Source organism: Rahnella victoriana (assembly GCF_021276285.1).
GTDB classification, from domain to species: Bacteria; Pseudomonadota; Gammaproteobacteria; order Enterobacterales; family Enterobacteriaceae; genus Rahnella; species Rahnella victoriana.
Genome location: NZ_CP089919.1, coordinates 3,001,328 through 3,019,144, shown reverse-complemented (window position 1 = coordinate 3,019,144; position 17,817 = coordinate 3,001,328). Strand labels below are relative to the sequence as shown.

Sequence of the window (17,817 nt, the reverse complement as noted above, 5' to 3'; positions counted from 1 at the left end):
AGGCAACGATATCAATATAAAGTTGGGGTAAATGCGGTGAATTGCAATGTTTCACCCGTACATTAAGCATAGTGCCTCGGTCTGAGTGGATTTGTAATTAGTTATTGTATTTTTTGTTAGTGTTTTTACTGATTAGTAACATTCTGAAGGCGCGTGACCGTCAGGGTTTGTGCACGACACAGACTTTTTTGCGGTATCCGTGGGCTTATAAAAACCAGAGCCCGGCGATTCTTCAGCTTTTTCATCGTCATGCCTTTTTTGGCTCTCTGGCATGATGTTAATCATAATTGTCACCGCCATTATGCGCTACGCTTGATGTCAGACTGACGATTTATTAACCACGTGTATTGTTTTTTTAAACAGCACCAACAATAAATAGGTACTTCCATGTCGAGTAAGCTTGTACTGGTTCTTAACTGTGGTAGTTCTTCCCTTAAATTTGCCATCATTGATGCTGCAAATGGTGAAGAGCACATTTCAGGTTTAGCCGAATGTTTCCATCTGCCAGAAGCACGCATTAAATGGAAAATGGACGGTGGCAAAGAAGAAGCCGCTTTAGGTGCGGGCGCCGCACACAGTGAAGCGTTGAAATTCATCGTTAATAACATTCTGAGCAAAAAACCTGAGCTGTCCGCAGAGCTGGTGGCGATCGGCCACCGTATCGTTCATGGCGGCGAAAAGCTGACCAAATCCATGCTGATTAACGATGCGGTTATCGAAGGTATCAAAGAATCTATCCCGTTTGCACCGCTGCATAACCCGGCTCACCTGATCGGTATTGATGAAGCGCTGAAATCTTTCCCTAAACTGGCTGATAAAAACGTTGCCGTTTTCGACACCGCTTTCCATCAGACAATGCCAGAAGAATCTTATCTCTACGCCCTGCCGTACAGCCTGTACAAAGATCACCATGTCCGTCGCTATGGCGCACACGGCACCAGTCACTTCTATGTGACGCAGGAAGCGGCAAAAATGCTGAACAAACCTGTGGAAGAAGTGAATCTGATCACTTGCCACCTGGGCAACGGCGGTTCTGTCAGCGCCATCCGTAACGGCAAATGTGTTGACACCTCTATGGGTCTGACCCCGCTGGAAGGTCTGGTCATGGGCACCCGCAGCGGTGACATCGACCCGGCAATCATCTTCCACCTGCACGATTCTCTGGGCATGAGCGTTGATCAAATCAACAAAATGCTGACCAAAGAATCCGGCCTGCTGGGTCTGACTGAAGTTACCAGCGACTGCCGTTATGTTGAAGATAACTACACCACCAAAGCCGATGCGAAACGTGCCATGGACGTCTTCTGCCACCGTCTGGCGAAATACATCGGTGCGTATACTTCACTGATGGAAGGCCGTCTGGACGCCGTCGTATTCACCGGCGGTATTGGTGAAAACGCCGCAATGGTTCGCGAACTGTCTCTGGCTAAACTGGGCCTGCTGGGCTTTGAAGTTGACCACGAACGCAACCTGGCTGCCCGTTTCGGCAAATCCGGTGCCATCAACAAAGAAGGCACCCGCACCGCTCTGGTCATTCCGACCAACGAAGAGCTGGTGATTGCACAAGACGCCGCGCGTCTGACCGCATAATACGATTCAAGACTGCCCGCTTCATGCGGGCAATTTTTCACTTATAGGCAAACATCGCCCGTTTGGACGCACCGCGCAGGTAATCATCGCGCTTATGCCGATCGTTATCTCCTCTGCACAAACCTGTGACCGTCCCTGCCTGGCAACCGTTAAAGAGGTTTAGCCGTGTCCCGTACAATTATGTTGATCCCAACAGGCACCAGCGTCGGTCTGACCAGCGTCAGCCTGGGTGTGATCCGTGCCATGGAACAAAAAGGCGTCAGCCTGAGCATCTTCAAGCCTATCGCCCAGCCGCGTACTGGCGGAGATGCACCTGATCAAACCACCACGATTATCCGTGCTAATTCCAGCGTGACCGCAGCCGAACCGCTGAAAATGAGCCACGTGGAAACCTTGCTGAGTTCTAACCAGCAAGACGTGCTGATGGAAGAAATCATCGCGCGTTATCACGAAAACACCAAAGACGCTGAAGTGGTTCTGGTTGAAGGTTTAGTGCCCACCCGCAAGCATCAGTTTGCAAATGCCCTGAACTACGAAATTGCCAAAACCCTGAACGCGGAAATCGTCTTCGTGCTGGCACTGGGCAATGATTCTCCGGCACAGCTGAAAGAACGTATCGAACTGGCCCGTTCCAGCTTCGGTGGCAGCAAAAACAAAAACATCACCGGCGTAATCATCAACAAACTGAACGCACCGGTTGACGATCAGGGGCGTACCCGTCCTGACCTGTCTGAAATCTTTGATGATTCCACCAAAGCCAGCGTCGCGAATATCGACCCGACCACCTTGTTCGCCAACAGCCCGTTGCCGGTTCTGGGTTGCATTCCATGGAGCTTCGAGCTGATTGCCACCCGTGCAATCGACATGGCCAAGCACCTGAACGCCCGTATTATCAACGAAGGCGATGTCAAAACCCGCCGCGTGAAATCCGTGACTTTCTGTGCACGCAGCATTCCCCATATGCTGGAACACTTCCGTCCGGGTTCCCTGCTGGTCACTTCTGCAGACCGTCCTGACGTGCTGGTATCAGCATGCCTTGCAGCGATGAACGGCGTGGAAATCGGCGCTATCCTGCTGACCGGTGGCTACGAAATTGACGAGCGCATTAACAGCCTGTGCGAACGTGCATTCCAGACTGGCCTGCCTGTCTTCATGGTTGACACCAACACCTGGCAGACTTCCCTGAGCCTGCAAAGCTTCAACCTGGAAGTTCCGGCAGACGACCATCAGCGCGTAGAGAAACTGCAGCAATATGTCGCTTCTCACATCAACGCCGACTGGATCAACTCCCTGAGCGCCCATTCAGAGCGTTCACGCCGCCTGTCTCCACCGGCATTCCGCTATCAGCTGACTGAACTGGCCCGTAAAGCCGGTAAGCGTATCGTTCTGCCGGAAGGCGACGAGCCACGTACCGTGAAAGCGGCAGCCCTCTGTGCTGAACGTGGTATCGCGGAATGCGTGCTGTTGGGTAATCCTGACGAGATCAAACGTGTTGCTGCGGCACAGGGCGTGATACTGGGTAAAGGCATCGAAATCGTTGATCCGGTGGCTGTACGCGAAGAATACGTGGCACGTCTGGTTGAATTGCGTAAAAGCAAAGGCATGACCGAAGTGGTTGCGCGCGAACAGCTGGAAGACAACGTGGTGCTGGGCACCCTGATGCTGGAACAAGGCAACGTTGACGGTCTGGTTTCCGGTGCTGTTCACACCACCGCCAACACCATCCGTCCACCGTTGCAGTTGATCAAAACCGCGCCGGGCAGCTCACTGGTTTCTTCGGTGTTCTTCATGCTGTTGCCTGACCAGGTTCTGGTTTACGGCGACTGCGCGATCAACCCGGATCCAACCGCTGAACAGCTGTCTGAAATCGCCATCCAGTCTGCGGATTCCGCCGCGGCATTCGGTATCGAACCTCGCGTTGCGATGATCTCCTACTCCACCGGTAACTCCGGCGCAGGCAGCGACGTTGAGAAAGTGCGTGAAGCGACCCGTCTGGCCCAGGAAAAACGTCCTGACCTGATCATCGATGGTCCGCTGCAATATGACGCCGCGATTATGGCTGACGTTGCACAATCCAAAGCGCCAAACTCGCCGGTGGCGGGTAAAGCGACCGTGTTCATCTTCCCAGACCTGAACACCGGTAACACCACGTACAAAGCGGTACAACGTTCTGCGGATCTGGTCTCTATCGGGCCGATGCTGCAGGGTATGCGTAAACCGGTTAACGACCTGTCACGTGGCGCGCTGGTAGACGATATCGTCTATACCGTGGCACTGACTGCGATTCAGTCTGCTCAGGCAGAAGCGGCGGTTCCGGCTAAATAAGCCAACCCCCCTGAACGCAAAACGCCGGGCTTTATGTCCGGCGTTTTTTTTGGTCTTTTGTTCTTCAGGATCTCAGAGCAAGGTTTTCGCCGCTTCCAGAATATGCTCCGCGGTCAGGCCATATTCCTGCTGTAAAAACTCCTGCGTCCCCACCTGTCCGTAACGTTCTTTCACGCCGACACGGCGCATCGGCACCGGCTCGTTTTCCACCAGGACTTCAGCGACCGCCGATCCCAGGCCGTTGTGAATACTGTGATTTTCACAGGTGACAATTTTGCCCGTTTTCGCGGCGTAGTGAATGATGATGTCTTTATCAATCGGCTTGAGGGTGAACATGTCGATGACCGCCGCACTGACCCCTTCGCGTTCCAGCATTTCCGCTGCTTTCAGCGCTTCAGCGACCATAATCCCGTTAGCAATCAGCGTGACATCAGTGCCGTCACGCAGCACATTGGCCTTGCCGATGGTAAACGTCGAACCTTCTTTGTAAACCTGTGTGGCCTGTTTACGGATGGTACGCACCCAGTAGAAGCCTTTTAAATCCATCAGTTGCAGCAGGATATTGCGGAACATCACCGCGTCGGTCACTTCCATCACCACTGAACTCGCCAGCCCGCGCACAATGCCCATATCTTCGAACGACATGTGCGTTCCGCCGTTATGACAGGCGCTGACACCGGCATCAGAGGCGATAATCTTGACGTTATTCTTCTGGTAATCCAGCGACATAAACAACTGATCGAAACAACGGCGGCTGGCAAAGGCGGTGAAGGTATGCACAAACGGCACGCGGCCGGTCAGCGAAAGCCCGGCGGCCACACCGATAACGTTAGCTTCCATAATGCCGCAGTTAATCACGTGATCAGGATGATCTTTATGCACGCCGTCCATTGCCATCGAACTCATCAGGTCGGCTTCCAGCGCGATAATTGGCGTATTCTCAACAATCTTTTCACGCACGGTATTGGCGTAAACTTTACGCATTTCTACCGCGTCTTTTTGCAACTCCAGAGTGACTTCAAACATGGGTGGCCTCCAGCTCAGCGATAGCGTTTTCGATTTCCAGTTTCACATCCGGCGTTAACCGCAGGTGATGTGAGTTCGCCAGTTGTTCGAGATACTTCACGCCCTGCCCTTTAATACTGTCGAGGATCACCACCAGCGGACGTTGTTCGCCGTGGCGCACCGGCGTCACCGCCTCGCAGATTGCCACGATGTCATCGCCTTTGATCGTCTGCACATCAAACCCGAACGCACTGAATTTTCCGGCCAGATCGAAAGGTTTAATCACTTCATCCAGCGTGCCGTCGAGTTGCTGTTTGTTGTAATCAATAAACAGCGTCAGGTTATGCAGATTGTGATGGGCAATAAACTGGAAGGCTTCCCAGCACTGGCCTTCATTCAGCTCACCGTCTCCCAGAATGCAGAAGACGCGGTTGCTGCGACCGGCCAGTTTATGCGAAAGCGCCATACCCGCAGCGATGGAAACGCCTTGTCCGAGCGAACCGGTGGTGGCATCCACGCCGGTGGTTCTCAGCCTGTCAGGATGGCTCGGCAGACGGGTGCCGTTCTGGTTGAGGGTGTGCAATTCGCTGACCGGGAAATAACCTTTCAGCGCCAGCGTGGCATACAAAGCCGGTCCGGCATGGCCTTTGGATAGCACGAAATAATCGCGATCCTGCCAGTCCGGTTTTTTCGGGTCGATGCGCATCACATCGCCATACAATACTGCCAGCGTTTCCACCACTGACATGCTGCCGCCATAGTGGCCGAATCCCAGACCGGTCAGCATTTTCAGCGTCTCGATGCGGATATGGCGGGCCAGATCACGAACCTCCTGGACATCTTTCATCTTGATGGGTCCTTATTTTAGTGAGCACTTATCCTGGCCTGTTATTGCTAACAGGCAGGACAGTGTTTCCCGGATGGAGTTAATAAACGTAGTAATACAGGGAATTACTTCTCAGTGACTTCTTTCTCAGCCACCGGTTTTTTGCCCAGATAGTTCCAGGCAACCAGTACCGCGAAGATGCCAACAATCAGCGCCATGATGCCTTCCTTCGACATGAAGCGGGCCAGATTACCCAGCAGGATGCCGATAACGCCGAAGTCCGCGTCGGAGAAGGTGGCATTGGCAAAGCCCAGCGCGCCCAGCACCGGCAACAACAGAACCGGCAGGAAGGTAATCAGCACGCCGTTGGCAAAGGCACCGACCATCGCCCCGCGACGTCCGCCGGTGGCATTACCGAACACGCCCGCCGTCGCACCGGTGAAGAAGTGTGGCACCACGCCCGGCAGGATCAGCACCAGATGCATTTGCCCTAACAGGAACAGCCCCACCAGACCGCCAAGGAAGCTGAACAGGAAGCCAATCAGCACGGCATTCGGCGCGTACGGATAGACCACCGGACAGTCCAGCGCAGGCCGCGCATTAGGTACCAGCTTCTCGGAGAAGCCGACGAATGCCGGAACGATTTCCGCCAGGATCAGACGCACACCCTGCAGAATGATGAATACACCGGCCGCGAAGGTAATCGCCATGATGATGGCGTACACCAGATAGTTCTGGCCCGCGCTGTAAGTGGCTTCAACAAAGACCTGACCGGCGAATACCGCCATAATCAGGTAAATGATGATCATGGTGAGAGAGATAGAAATAGAGCTGTCGCGCAGGAAGCTGAGGTTTTTCGGCAGATTCATTTCTTCCGTAGAACGTGAACCTTTACCGACCTTGCTGCCGATCCAGCCGGATAAAACATACCCGATGGTGCCGAAATGGCCGAAGGCCACGTCGTCGCTGCCGGTGATTTTACGCATGTAACGCTGCGCCAGCGCCGGGAAGAACGCCATGATCAAACCCAGCGTCAGGGAACCGGTAAACACCAGCGAGATGCCTTCGAAACCGGCGACCGTCAGGATGACGCTGATCATACAGGCCATGTAGAACGTGTGATGCCCGGTCAGGAACACATATTTCAGACGGGTGAAACGTGCCACGATCAGGTTTGCCACCATACCGAAGGCCATAATTAAGGCGGTCGGCGCACCGAATTTCTCCAGCGCGATGGAAACAATCGCTTCGTTATTAGGAATAATACCCTGGATATTAAAGGCGTGTTCAAACATCCCGCCTAATGGATTTAATGAGCCGACCAGTACGGTCGCACCACCGCCCAATACCAGGAAGCCCAGTATTGTTTTCACCGTACCTTTCACCACATCAGAAAAGTTTTTCTTTTGTGCCACCAGACCGATTAATGCGATAAGCCCGACCAGAACGGAAGGCACCTTTAATATATCAACCACAAACTTGAGCGTTTCCTGGATAAACATATCCACCTCGTTTGTCTATTTGTTTTATTTGTAGGGTTATTCAGCGCCGGTCAGGACACTGGATGTTTTTCAAAATGGGCAATCAGTTTTGTTTCAAGTTCATTAATATCAATGATATTGGTGATCACCACCAGCTGGTTTTCAGGAATGCTGGCACTGGCGGCGATATCCTTTGCCATCACGAACAGATCGGCTTCGCCCGGAATGGCCGATGACAAATCGGAGTGCTGAACATCCGCCTGAATATTGAGTTTCTTCAGGACTTTCTTGATGTTCATTTCCACCATAAAGCTGCTGCCTAAACCGGAACCACAAATCGCCATGATTTTCATATTATTCACCTGTTATTTATCTGTTTTTTAAAATGTAGAATACCGTATCAGCTGCCTGTGAAAATGCATCTGAGAGGTCTGAATTCCTTTTTATTTAACGCGTCACTTTATTTCGGTATTAACTCAAATTAATAGCGGGATATCACATCCTGTATTTCGCTTATCGTTCCGGCCTGATGTATTTTCTGCATATCCTCATCGCAGGAAAATAATTCAGCCAGTTCGGAAATCAGCTCAATATGGCTGTGCTTATCCGGTGCCGATAACATCACCACCGTGTACACCGGGTCGTTATCTTCTGAATTAAACACGACGCCGTGCGGCAATGTCAGCAGTGATAACCCTAATCCGTGTGCGCCCTCTTCCGGTCTGGCATGAGGCATGGCGATGCCGGGTGCCAGCACAAAATACGGCCCCAGTTTTTCCCGTTGGGCAAAAATTGCCGTCAGGTACTCCGGGGTAATTGTCCCTTCTTTCAGCAGCGGTTGTGCACTGACTTCCACTGCCTGCCGCCAGTCCGTTATATCCGTTCTGATCTGAATTCGTTCAGAGGTCAGCCAATCATTCAGCATAGTGATACTCCGTTTTATTTTTGAAGATGGCCGGTCAAATTTCCCCCAGACCGCACCAACGATCCAGACTCTACTTCAGCGATAGCGTTAACATCTGTGATACAAATCACAAAGGTAGCGCTACCAAATTTCTATCATTGAGATCTGTGATAGCGCTATCAAAAATAATCGCGCGGCGGTATCACCCGTCCGTGGATCGCATAAATAACGGTATACTTTGTCAGGAAATTGCCGATAATTTACCGAATTCTGCCGTGGTTCCCGTTTTGCCGGTCCTGCTGCGGCCCGCTTTTTTCGCTATACCTGTGGGTATACATTGTGCGCAAGATGCGCAGTTAAGGTCAGGATCGTGAATGTCCATTAACAAGAAAAGACGCAGTACCGGAAGAGTGACGCTGGCCGATGTCGCACAGCTTGCAGGCGTGGGCAGCATGACCGTTTCCCGTGCGCTGCGAACGCCTGAACAGGTTTCCGATAAGCTGCGGGAGAAGATCGAAGAAGCGGTCAGTCAGCTGGGCTATCTGCCTAATCAGGCGGCCAGTTCACTGGCGTCTGCCTCGTCAAATACCATTGCCATGATTGTGCCGAGCCTGTCCGAAGCGGGCTGTGCCGAAATGTTTGCCGGATTGCAGAAAGTGCTGCAACCGGCGGGTTATCAGATCATGCTGGCGGAATCTCAGCACCGTATTGAGCGTGAAGAAAAACTGCTGGAAACGCTGCTCTCCTACAATCTGGCGGCAGCGATTTTGCTGTCGGTCGAACATTCCGCCAACGTCCGGCAATGGCTGGATAACCTGACGATTCCGGTACTGGAAATCGGGGCGCTGACCGATTCGCCGATCGACATGAATATCGGTATTGATTACGTGGAAGCGATGTTTCAGCTGACGCAGACCGTGGTGGCAAAGGGTTACCAGAATATCGGCATGCTGTGCGCCAATCAGGAACAGTGGATTTTCCAGCAGCATCTTCAGGGATGGCGTAAGGCGATGCTGAAAGCGCACATGTCACCACACCGGGTGATCAATGCCGCCGAACCGGCCTGCTTCTCCACCGGCGCACAACAGTTGCCGGAATTCCTTCTGGCCTGGCCGGAAATCGACGCGCTGGTGTGTGTCTCCGATGATCTGGCCTGTGGCGCGTTGTATGAATGCCAGCGCAGACGCATCAAGGTGCCGGACGATCTGGCGGTCGTCGGATTCGGCAATGCGGATGTCAGTAAAGTGTGCCAGCCGCCGCTGACTACGATTGCCATCCCGCATAAAGAGATTGGTGTCAGGGCCGCGCAGGCATTGCTGGCGAGAATTCATGATGAGGAATGGGAAGAAGTGACGATTGCCTCGTCATTGTGCAAGCGGGACAGTTGCTAAAAGAGTACGGGCGATGCGGGATCGCCCGTAAGGCAGGATCAGATATCGTCTTTCGGTGACGCGTCTTCCTGATTGCCTTTCTCTTCACAGACAGGGGCGGTGACTTCACGGGTCAGCGGTTTACCGTGCTCTTTTTCGTTGTTGCGCGTCATCCATAAAGACAACGCTTTCAGAGAATCCGGCGTGAATTCATCACAACGCGCGGTAATTTCTTCCGGTTTCATCCAGCGGACAGAGTCGATCTCTTCTTCCTGCAGGGCAAACGGACCGTGGGATACGCAACTGAACAGCGCGCCCCATACGCGGCATTTATTCTCTTCCTCGAAATAGAACTGACCGTGCTCGGCAAACGGCACACCGGCAATGCCCAGTTCTTCTTCCGCTTCTCGGCGGGCAGAGTCCAGAATATTTTCGCCGCTTTGCACCACACCACCGGCGGTGGCATCCAGCCAGCCCGGATAGAAGTCTTTGGTTTCAGTCCTGCGCTGAACCAAAATATTCCCCATTCCGTCATGAACCACAATGTAGCTGGCACGGTGACGCAGGACCTGAGCGCGCATTTGTTGTCGGCTGGCCTGGGCAATGACCTCGTTGTCTTCGTTGACGATATCAACCCACTCATCCGTACTGATGTTTTGCTCTTGTTCTGACATCCGCTGGAACCTTCTCTTTTAAGCGCTGGTCTGTGCGCAATAAGTCTGTGCGCTGTGATTTTGCAACACGTCGGTAATGTCCCGAGATTCTATCTGGGTCTGCAGGGTGGCTTCAATAGCTATGGATGCGCTCTCGCAACGTAAAAGCTATGTCACCCCGCAAAGTTCGCCATCAGACAACTCTGACATAGGCCGCTCTTCATCTGCATTATGATACCCTATTACTTCAGATAAGAAGCTTGTGATTACCAATTCCACATTGGCGCATCCCGCCCCGCACGTCGCGGAAAGTGATTAAAACAACGCAGGAGGCAATATGATCGATCTTTATTACGCACCAACACCTAACGGCCATAAAATTTCTCTTTTTCTTGAAGAGAGTGGCCTGCAATACCGGCTTCACCGCATTGATATCAGCGCCGGGGAGCAGTTCAAACCTGAATTCCTTGCCATCTCACCCAACAATAAAATCCCGGCCATTGTTGACAGTCAGCCCGTTGATGGCGGCGCGCCGGTCAGTGTTTTTGAGTCTGGCGCAATTTTGCAATATCTGGCAGAAAAAACCGGCAAATTCCTCAGTAAAGAGTTGCGTGAGCGTACCCTCACGCTGGAATGGCTGACGTGGCAGGTGGCCGGATTTGGTCCGATGCTGGGTCAGAACCATCACTTTACCCATTACGCCCCGCAACCGGTGCCTTACGCCATTGAGCGTTTCCTGCAGGAAACCCAGCGTCTGTATGGCGTGCTGAACCGGCAGTTAGAGAAAAACGCCTATATTGCCGGTGACCAGTACAGTATTGCCGATATGGCCACGTATCCGTGGGTGGTAGCGCATGAACGCCAGCGTATTGATCTGGCGGAATACCCTGCCGTGCGCAACTGGTTCGAACGGGTGAAAAGCCGTCCCGCCACGCAGAAAGCTTATGCCTTAGCGCAGGCGCAGTAAGCCCTTCCGTCTCCGGTTCCTGCCGGAGGCGTTCACCCTCCCCTTAGAACGAAAATGCTTAATTGTGCTCCATATCGCGAGTTAATGGCGGCGACTCAACTATGATGAAAGACAGTTCATCCGCGTATTCAGACAGTTAAGGATCACGTTATGAAGATCTTGATTACCGGCGCGACCGGCCTGATTGGCCGCAAACTGACCGAACAACTTCTCAGTCACTCTCATCAGATTACCGCGCTGAGCCGCGCCCCGGAACGCGCGGCAAAATTACTCGGCCCCGCGGTTCAGATTTGGGAAACGCTGACAGGCAAAACCACGCTGGACGGTTTTGATGCCGTGATTAATCTGGCGGGTGAGCCGATTGCCGATAAACGCTGGACGAAAGATCAGAAAGCGTTGCTGTGTGAAAGCCGCTGGCAGCTGACGGAGAAACTGGCGACGCTGATAAATGCCAGCCAAACGCCGCCTTCAGTGTTTATTTCCGGTTCGGCAGTAGGATATTACGGCGATCAGGGGCAGGCGCTGGTGCCAGAAGACGAGCCGCCTGACAAGCAATTTACCTGGCAGCTCTGCGCCCGCTGGGAAGCGCTGGCGATGACAGCCCAAAGCCCGCAGACCCGGGTTTGTCTGCTGAGAACCGGTATCGTTCTGGCTAAAAAAGGCGGCGCGCTGGCAAAAATGGTTCTGCCCTACCGCGCCGGTCTCGGCGGCCCGCTGGGTGATGGTCAGCAATACATGCCGTGGATCCATATTGACGACATGATTGACGGGATTTTATTCCTGCTCGCTCACGAGACACTTTCCGGCCCGTTCAATATGGTGTCGCCTTATCCCGCCCGTAACGAACAATTCAGCGCCCTGCTGGGTGAAGTGTTGCACCGCCCGGCCTTTATGCGTGCGCCCGCGCCGGTGGTGCGGTTACTGATGGGGGAATCCGCCGTGCTGGTGCTCGGCGGACAACGTGCCGTCCCGCGCAGGCTGGAAGCGGCAGGGTTTATTTTTAAGCATCAGGAATTGAAAGAAGCGCTGGAGGATGTGTTGGGATGAAGGGTCTTAAAGGGCTAACACCATTACTAATGCACACCTCAACTTCTTGATTTTCCTTTGATACCCCACCCCAGCCCTCCCCTTCGCAGGGGAGGGAGCAGATCCGCGCTTTTACTCCTGCCCCTGCGAAGATGGAGCAGATCCGCGCTTTTACTCCTGCCCCTGCGAAGGTGGAGCAGATCGGCGCTTTTACTCCTCCCCCTGCGAAGGGGGAGGCTGGGAGGGGGTTTTAAGGACTAACACCGTTACTCATGTACGCTTCAAATTTTTGATTTTTCTTTACTATCCCAGCCCTTCCTTTCGCTGGGAAGGGAGTTAACTGAACTAGCCGCTTTTACTCCTTCACATCCACCTGATAAAACACATGTTTCCCAAACGGATCCACTTCATAGCCGGTCACTTCTTTGCGGACCGGTTCGAAAATGGTCGAGTGGGCGATCATCACCGCAGGGGCCTGATCGTGCATCATCTGCTGGGCTTGTTCGTAAAGCGCGACGCGTTTGGCGTGATCGGTGGTTTCTTTCGCTTCGGTAATCAGCTTGTCGAACGGTGCGTAACACCATTTGGCTGAGTTCGAACCGCCCTTCGCGGCGTTACAGGTAAACAGCGGACCGAAGAAGTTATCCGGGTCACCGTTCGCCGTCGTCCAGCCCATCAGAGCTGCCATATGCTCGCCGTTACGGATACGGGTCTGATATTCGCCCCATTCGTAGCTGACGATATGCGCTTTCACGCCGATTTTCGCCCAGTCTGACTGGATCATTTCCGCCATACGACGGGCGTTCGGGTTGTAAGGACGCTGAACCGGCATCGCCCACAAGTCGATATCAAAACCGTTCGGCATACCGGCTTCTGCCAGCAACGCTTTGGCTTTCTCCGGTGAATAATCGTAATCCACCAGCTTGTCGTTGTAGCTCCAGACGCCGGTCGGCAGCAGCGTTTTGGCGACGGTGCCCGTGCCGTGGAATACCGCTTCGATGATTTGCGGTTTGTTGATGGCCATGGTCAGCGCCTGACGCACTTTCACATTATTCAGCGGCGCTTTCTGCGTGTTGAACGAAAGGAAACCGGTGTTCAGGCCCGCCTTGCTCATCAGGTTGATGTCTTTATTGGCGCGCATACGCTCAAGGTCAGCCGGGTTCGGGAACGGCATCACCTGACACTCGTTTTTCTCGAGTTTTGCGAGACGCATTGAGGCATCCGGCGTGATGGTGTACACCAGACGGTCAATTTTAGATTTGCCCTGCCAGTATTCCGGGAACGCTTTATACAGCAGACGGGTGTCTTTCTGGTATTGCATCAGTTCAAACGGACCGGTGCCGACCGGGACCTGATCGAGTTTCTCGGGGGTACCGGCTTTGAGCATCTGATCCGCATATTCCGCCGACAGGATTGACGCAAAATACCACGCCAGATCGGCGACAAACGGCGCTTCAGGGCGGGTCAGATTGAAGCGAACAGTGTAGTCATCCACCTTATCAATGCTGCCGATCAGATCGCCCATTTTCAGGCTGTCAAAGTTCAGATACGTGCCGCCGGAAATTTTATGATAAGGATTATTTTCGTCTTTCTGACGCATGAACGAAAAGATCACGTCATCGGCGTTAAAATCACGGGTCGGTTTGAACAACTTATTACTCTGGAATTTCACGCCTTTTCGCAGGTGGAAGGTATAGGTTTTACCGTCCGCGCTGACGTCCCAGCTTTCCGCCAGGCTTGGCACCAGTTCGGTGGTGCCGATTTTGAAATCCACCAGACGGTTATAAATCGGCGCGGCGCTCGCATCTACCGAGGTGCCCGAGGTATACAGTTGCGGGTTGAATTGCTCAGGCGAGCCTTCGGAGCAGTAAACCAGCGTTTTCGCAGAAACGCCGCCGGTGATCGCCAATGCCAGTAAACCTGTGCTTATTTTTAAAATGTTGTGTTTCATTCTTTTCCCTATTTTCCCTGTCCGGAGAGTGTTTAGATCTTCTTCATCGTGGAACATAAAGCAAAAACAGATTAACATCTGGATAACACGTAGTAATACTTTGTTATATATGAAAATCTTATAACAAGGAACCCTATTTGCGCACATTCAGAGGTCAAGATGTCGACAACAATCGCAACACAGCTTACCGAACGTTTCTACCGCTATCTCTCCGTGACATCACAAAGTGATGCCAGCGCGACCACCCTGCCCAGCACGCCGGGCCAGCATGATATGGCACGCTTGCTGGCGGAAGAACTGCATCAGCTGGGTCTGGAAAACATTCAGATCGACGAACATGCGACCGTAACGGCAGTAAAATCCGGCACCAAAAAAGGCGGCCCGCGCATCGGTTTCATCACGCATATTGATACGGTGGATGTCGGCCTGCGCCCGGATATTCATCCGCAAACATTGCGTTTTACCGGTGAGGATGTGTGCCTCAACAGGGAACAGGATATCTGGCTGCGCCCTGCTGAACGCCCGGAAATTCTGCCGTACAAAGGCGAAGACATTATTTTCAGCGACGGCACCAGCGTGCTGGGTGCCGATAACAAAGCGGCCGTCACCGTGGTGATGACGCTGCTGGAAAACCTGACGGCAGAGCAGGAATATGGCGATATCGTGGTGGCGTTTGTGCCTGACGAAGAAATCGGCCTGCGTGGTGCCAAGGCGCTGGATCTGGCGCGCTTTGATGTGGATTTCGCCTATACCATCGACTGCTGCGAACTGGGCGAAGTGGTGTATGAAAACTTCAACGCGGCAGCGGCAGAGATTACCTTTACCGGCGTGACAGCGCACCCGATGTCAGCAAAAGGCGTACTGGTGAATCCGTTGCTGATGGCACAGGATTTCATCAGCCATTTTGATCGCGCAGAAACCCCTGAAAATACCGAAGGCCGTGAAGGTTATGTCTGGTTTAACGGCATGAGCGCGTCCCAGCAAGGGGCCGAACTGAAAGCCTCAATCCGTGATTTCGACAGCGCCAGTTTTGCCGCCCGTAAGCAGAAAATTCAGGATGTCGCGAAAGAGATTGCCGCGCAGTATCCGACGGCGAAAGTCTCGGTTGAGATCAGCGACACCTACAGCAATATCAGCAGCGCCATCGGTGAAGACCGCCGGGCGATTGACCTGATCTTTGCCGGATTGAAAGAGATTGGCGTGGAGCCGAAAGTGATCCCGATGCGCGGCGGCACCGACGGAGCCGCATTGTCAGCCAAAGGTTTGCTGACGCCGAACTACTTCACCGGCGCGCACAATTTCCATTCGAAATTCGAATTCCTGCCGGTGAATTCGTTTGTGAAATCCTACGAACTGACCCTTCAGTTGTGCCTGCTGGCCGCGAAAGGTTGATTTGCTTTAAACCTTCCCCTCGTGAGAGGGGAAGGAGCACGGATATCACTTCAATGCACCTGACAGGAACTGCTGCAGGCGCGCACTTTTCGGGCTGCCGAAGACTTCAGACGGATCGCCCTGCTCTTCAATCACCCCCTGATGCAGGAAAATGACGTGGCTGGAGACGTGACGGGCAAACTCCATCTCGTGCGTCACCACCACCATGGTTTTTCCTTCTTCCGCCAGCTTTTGCATGATGCGCAACACTTCGCCCACCAGTTCAGGATCGAGCGCGGAAGTTGGCTCGTCAAACAGCAGCACTTCCGGTTCCATCGCCAGCGCACGGGCAATAGATACGCGCTGTTGCTGGCCGCCGGATAAGTTCACCGGATATTTGCCTTGCGCACGGGCGTCGATACCCACTTTATCGAGGTACTTTACCGCGCGTTCCCGCGCTTCTGCCTTGCTCAGCCCCAGCACCTGTACCGGCGCTTCCATGACGTTTTCCAGCACCGTCATGTGGCTCCACAGGTTGAAATGCTGAAATACCATCGTCAGTTTGGTGCGCAGCAGTTGCAGCTGTTTTTTATCAAACACTTTCAGCTGACCGTCGGTATCGCGCACCATACGGATATCCTGATTATTCACGCTGATCGAGCCTTCGCTTGGCTTTTCAAGGAAGTTAATGCAGCGCAGGAAGGTACTTTTCCCGGAACCGGATGAACCGATAATACTGATCACATCTCCCGCATTGGCAGACAATGAAACGCCTTTCAGCACTTCGTGGTCGCCATAGCGTTTGTGGAGATCGAGAACCGCTAATTTGTTTTCTGGCATAAAGTTATTCCGCAAAAATAATTCTTATTAATGAGCTTGAGGCTTTACGTGAGCCAGCCAGCGTTTTTCCGCCTTGCGGAACAGCCCGATCAGGACAAAAGAAACACAAAGATAAATCACTGCTGCAATCCCGAAAGCATAAAACGGCTGATACGTCGCCGAGTTGATGTCGCGGGCAATTTTCAGCACGTCCGGCACCGTGGCGGTAAACGCCAGCGCGGTGGAGTGCAACATCAGAATGACTTCATTACTGTACGCAGGCAGCGCCGTGCGCAATGCCGACGGCAAAATAATGCAGGTATACAATTTAAAGCGTGAGAACCCGTACGCATTGGCCGCTTCGATTTCGCCGTGCGGAACAGAACGGATGGCACCGGCAAATATTTCGGTGGTGTAGGCGCAGGTATTGAGCGTCAGCGCCAAAATCGTACAGTTCAGCCCGCTGCGGAAAAAGGCATTGAGGAAGTCGGTGCCACGCACGATTTCCAGGCTGTACATCCCCGAATAAAACACCAGCAACTGGACATACAGCGGCGTTCCGCGGAAAACGTAGGTATACAGCCAGATCGGATAACGCAGGAATTTGTTGGCAGACACGCGCCCCACCGCCATCGGCACCGCCAGTAATCCGCCTATCACGACGGAGCTGATCAGTAACCACAGGGTGATCGCCAGACCGGTGAAACGGTAACCGTCGCTGTAGAGCAAGGACATACCGTACTGTTGTAAAATTTCGATCATAGATCAGCCCTCTTCACACCCAGCGAATAACGGCGATCAAGCCACACCAGCACGCCGTTCGACAGCGTGGTGAAAATCAGATAAACCACACCCGCCACAATCGCGAAATAGAATGGCTGATACGTGCCTTTCCCGGCCAGTTGCGTGGCTTTCACCACGTCATTCAGGCCCAGCAAGGACACCAGCGCGGTGGCTTTGAGGATAACCTGCCAGTTGTTGGCAATGCCCGGCAGCGCAAAACGCATCATGGCCGGAAATAAAATACGACGGAAAATTTGTGAACCGCTGAAACCGTAGGCCGTTGCGGCTTCGATCTGTCCGCGCGGCACCGCCATAAATGCGCCACGAAACGTCTCGGTGAAATAGGCACCATAGATAAAGCCCAGCGTGATAATACCGGCGCTCATCGGGTCGATATCAATTTGTGTCATGCCCAGTGATTCTGTGACGCTGTTAAGTGCAATCTGCAACCCGTAGAAAATCAATAACATCAATACCAGATCAGGTACGCCGCGGATAAGCGTGGTGTAGCAACCAAATAAACCAGACACGATCCGGTTCTTTGACAGTTTCCCGCCCGCGCCGATTAACCCTATCACCAGCGCCAGAATGACTGACGAAATCGCCAGCTCCAGTGTCACTAACGTGCCCTGGATGATTACCTGGGAATACCCATACAGCATGGTTTTTTCCTGTCTTTAGTGGATCCCTGCGCAGGCAAAACGGCAGCCTGCGTCAGAACCGCAGGGAGCGGCGTACCGCTCCCT

General features: G+C 53.1%; 16 protein-coding genes. 6 read left to right on the top strand and 10 right to left on the bottom strand.

Features of this window, described 5'->3' with window-relative positions:
* Window positions 1–387: 387 nt before the first annotated feature.
* Window positions 388–1,590, top strand: coding sequence for an acetate kinase (gene ackA, locus J9880_RS14085; protein ID WP_112289913.1), 1,203 nt, complete (start codon window positions 388–390; stop codon window positions 1,588–1,590).
* A gap of 180 nt (window positions 1,591–1,770) precedes the next feature.
* Window positions 1,771–3,915 carry a phosphate acetyltransferase gene (gene pta, locus J9880_RS14080; RefSeq protein ID WP_195817542.1) on the top strand — a complete coding sequence of 715 codons (2,145 nt, stop codon included), beginning with the start codon at window positions 1,771–1,773 and terminating at the stop codon, window positions 3,913–3,915.
* Between the two features lie 72 nt (window positions 3,916–3,987).
* Here the strand turns inward: pta and J9880_RS14075 are convergent, their stop codons facing one another.
* The 5 genes from J9880_RS14075 to J9880_RS14055 form a co-directional block, all read right to left on the bottom strand.
* Window positions 3,988–4,941: a transketolase family protein gene (locus tag J9880_RS14075; RefSeq protein WP_095922849.1), complete on the bottom strand. Its 954-nt coding sequence runs from the start codon at window positions 4,939–4,941 to the stop codon at window positions 3,988–3,990.
* A complete protein-coding gene (locus J9880_RS14070; protein ID WP_095922850.1) occupies window positions 4,934–5,767 on the bottom strand; it encodes a transketolase in 834 nt (277 codons plus the stop codon). The genes J9880_RS14075 and J9880_RS14070 overlap by 8 nt, the downstream gene beginning before the upstream one ends.
* 104 nt (window positions 5,768–5,871) lie before the next feature.
* The gene (locus J9880_RS14065; RefSeq protein ID WP_119822577.1) at window positions 5,872–7,248 is read right to left on the bottom strand and encodes a PTS ascorbate transporter subunit IIC; all 1,377 of its coding nucleotides are present in this window, start codon (window positions 7,246–7,248) and stop codon (window positions 5,872–5,874) included.
* Window positions 7,249–7,298: 50 nt separating this feature from the next.
* Entirely contained in the window at window positions 7,299–7,580 is a 282-nt protein-coding gene (locus J9880_RS14060; RefSeq protein ID WP_013574575.1) for a PTS sugar transporter subunit IIB, read from the bottom strand.
* Window positions 7,581–7,708: 128 nt separating this feature from the next.
* On the bottom strand, window positions 7,709–8,152 hold the full coding sequence (locus J9880_RS14055) for a PTS sugar transporter subunit IIA (protein ID WP_095922852.1): 444 nt from the start codon (window positions 8,150–8,152) through the stop codon (window positions 7,709–7,711).
* Window positions 8,153–8,505: 353 nt separating this feature from the next.
* On the opposite strand from J9880_RS14055, the gene J9880_RS14050 reads away from it, so the two are divergent.
* Window positions 8,506–9,522, top strand: coding sequence for a LacI family DNA-binding transcriptional regulator (locus tag J9880_RS14050; RefSeq protein ID WP_095922853.1), 1,017 nt, complete (start codon window positions 8,506–8,508; stop codon window positions 9,520–9,522).
* Between the two features lie 38 nt (window positions 9,523–9,560).
* Here J9880_RS14050 and yfcD read toward each other — a convergent pair whose 3' ends face one another.
* Window positions 9,561–10,175, bottom strand: coding sequence for an NUDIX hydrolase YfcD (gene yfcD / locus J9880_RS14045; protein ID WP_095922854.1), 615 nt, complete (start codon window positions 10,173–10,175; stop codon window positions 9,561–9,563).
* 316 nt (window positions 10,176–10,491) lie between these two features.
* On the opposite strand from yfcD, the gene yfcG reads away from it, so the two are divergent.
* Both yfcG and J9880_RS14035 read left to right on the top strand, forming a co-directional pair.
* Window positions 10,492–11,121 (top strand): GSH-dependent disulfide bond oxidoreductase, encoded by a 630-nt coding sequence (gene yfcG / locus J9880_RS14040; protein WP_095922855.1) that lies wholly within the window; start codon window positions 10,492–10,494, stop codon window positions 11,119–11,121.
* A gap of 150 nt (window positions 11,122–11,271) precedes the next feature.
* The gene (locus J9880_RS14035; RefSeq protein ID WP_095922856.1) at window positions 11,272–12,168 is read left to right on the top strand and encodes a TIGR01777 family oxidoreductase; all 897 of its coding nucleotides are present in this window, start codon (window positions 11,272–11,274) and stop codon (window positions 12,166–12,168) included.
* A 334-nt stretch (window positions 12,169–12,502) separates the two neighbouring features.
* Here the strand turns inward: J9880_RS14035 and J9880_RS14030 are convergent, their stop codons facing one another.
* A complete protein-coding gene (locus tag J9880_RS14030) occupies window positions 12,503–14,098 on the bottom strand; it encodes an ABC transporter substrate-binding protein (RefSeq protein WP_232769498.1) in 1,596 nt (531 codons plus the stop codon).
* 159 nt (window positions 14,099–14,257) lie between these two features.
* Between J9880_RS14030 and pepT the strand changes: the two genes are divergently transcribed.
* Window positions 14,258–15,490 carry a peptidase T gene (gene pepT, locus J9880_RS14025; RefSeq protein WP_095922858.1) on the top strand — a complete coding sequence of 411 codons (1,233 nt, stop codon included), beginning with the start codon at window positions 14,258–14,260 and terminating at the stop codon, window positions 15,488–15,490.
* 45 nt (window positions 15,491–15,535) lie between these two features.
* Here pepT and hisP read toward each other — a convergent pair whose 3' ends face one another.
* Genes hisP through J9880_RS14010 form a run of 3 tightly spaced genes read right to left on the bottom strand, consistent with a single transcriptional unit; the run spans window position 15,536 to window position 17,733 of the window.
* The gene (hisP, locus tag J9880_RS14020) at window positions 15,536–16,309 is read right to left on the bottom strand and encodes a histidine ABC transporter ATP-binding protein HisP (protein ID WP_095922859.1); all 774 of its coding nucleotides are present in this window, start codon (window positions 16,307–16,309) and stop codon (window positions 15,536–15,538) included.
* A gap of 27 nt (window positions 16,310–16,336) precedes the next feature.
* Entirely contained in the window at window positions 16,337–17,050 is a 714-nt protein-coding gene (locus J9880_RS14015) for an ABC transporter permease (RefSeq protein WP_095922860.1), read from the bottom strand.
* A complete protein-coding gene (locus J9880_RS14010) occupies window positions 17,047–17,733 on the bottom strand; it encodes a histidine ABC transporter permease HisQ (RefSeq protein ID WP_095922861.1) in 687 nt (228 codons plus the stop codon). Before J9880_RS14010 ends, J9880_RS14015 begins: the two co-directional genes overlap by 4 nt.
* Between the last annotated feature and the right edge of the window lie 84 nt (window positions 17,734–17,817).

Bases quoted from the DNA above. Each gene is read 5' to 3' on its own strand.
- ackA (WP_112289913.1), top strand. From the start codon at position 388: ATGTCGAGTAAGCTTGTACTGGTTCTTAACTGTGGTAGTTCTTCCCTT.
- pta (WP_195817542.1), top strand. From the start codon at position 1,771: ATGTTGATCCCAACAGGCACCAGCGTCGGTCTGACCAGCGTCAGCCTG.
- J9880_RS14075 (WP_095922849.1), bottom strand. From the start codon at position 4,941: ATGTTTGAAGTCACTCTGGAGTTGCAAAAAGACGCGGTAGAAATGCGT.
- J9880_RS14070 (WP_095922850.1), bottom strand. From the start codon at position 5,767: ATGAAAGATGTCCAGGAGGTTCGTGATCTGGCCCGCCATATCCGCATC.
- J9880_RS14065 (WP_119822577.1), bottom strand. From the start codon at position 7,248: ATGTTTATCCAGGAAACGCTCAAGTTTGTGGTTGATATATTAAAGGTG.
- J9880_RS14060 (WP_013574575.1), bottom strand. From the start codon at position 7,580: ATGAAAATCATGGCGATTTGTGGTTCCGGTTTAGGCAGCAGCTTTATG.
- J9880_RS14055 (WP_095922852.1), bottom strand. From the start codon at position 8,152: ATGCTGAATGATTGGCTGACCTCTGAACGAATTCAGATCAGAACGGAT.
- J9880_RS14050 (WP_095922853.1), top strand. From the start codon at position 8,506: ATGTCCATTAACAAGAAAAGACGCAGTACCGGAAGAGTGACGCTGGCC.
- yfcD (WP_095922854.1), bottom strand. From the start codon at position 10,175: ATGTCAGAACAAGAGCAAAACATCAGTACGGATGAGTGGGTTGATATC.
- yfcG (WP_095922855.1), top strand. From the start codon at position 10,492: ATGATCGATCTTTATTACGCACCAACACCTAACGGCCATAAAATTTCT.
- J9880_RS14035 (WP_095922856.1), top strand. From the start codon at position 11,272: ATGAAGATCTTGATTACCGGCGCGACCGGCCTGATTGGCCGCAAACTG.
- J9880_RS14030 (WP_232769498.1), bottom strand. From the start codon at position 14,098: ATGAAACACAACATTTTAAAAATAAGCACAGGTTTACTGGCATTGGCG.
- pepT (WP_095922858.1), top strand. From the start codon at position 14,258: ATGTCGACAACAATCGCAACACAGCTTACCGAACGTTTCTACCGCTAT.
- hisP (WP_095922859.1), bottom strand. From the start codon at position 16,309: ATGCCAGAAAACAAATTAGCGGTTCTCGATCTCCACAAACGCTATGGC.
- J9880_RS14015 (WP_095922860.1), bottom strand. From the start codon at position 17,050: ATGATCGAAATTTTACAACAGTACGGTATGTCCTTGCTCTACAGCGAC.
- J9880_RS14010 (WP_095922861.1), bottom strand. From the start codon at position 17,733: ATGCTGTATGGGTATTCCCAGGTAATCATCCAGGGCACGTTAGTGACA.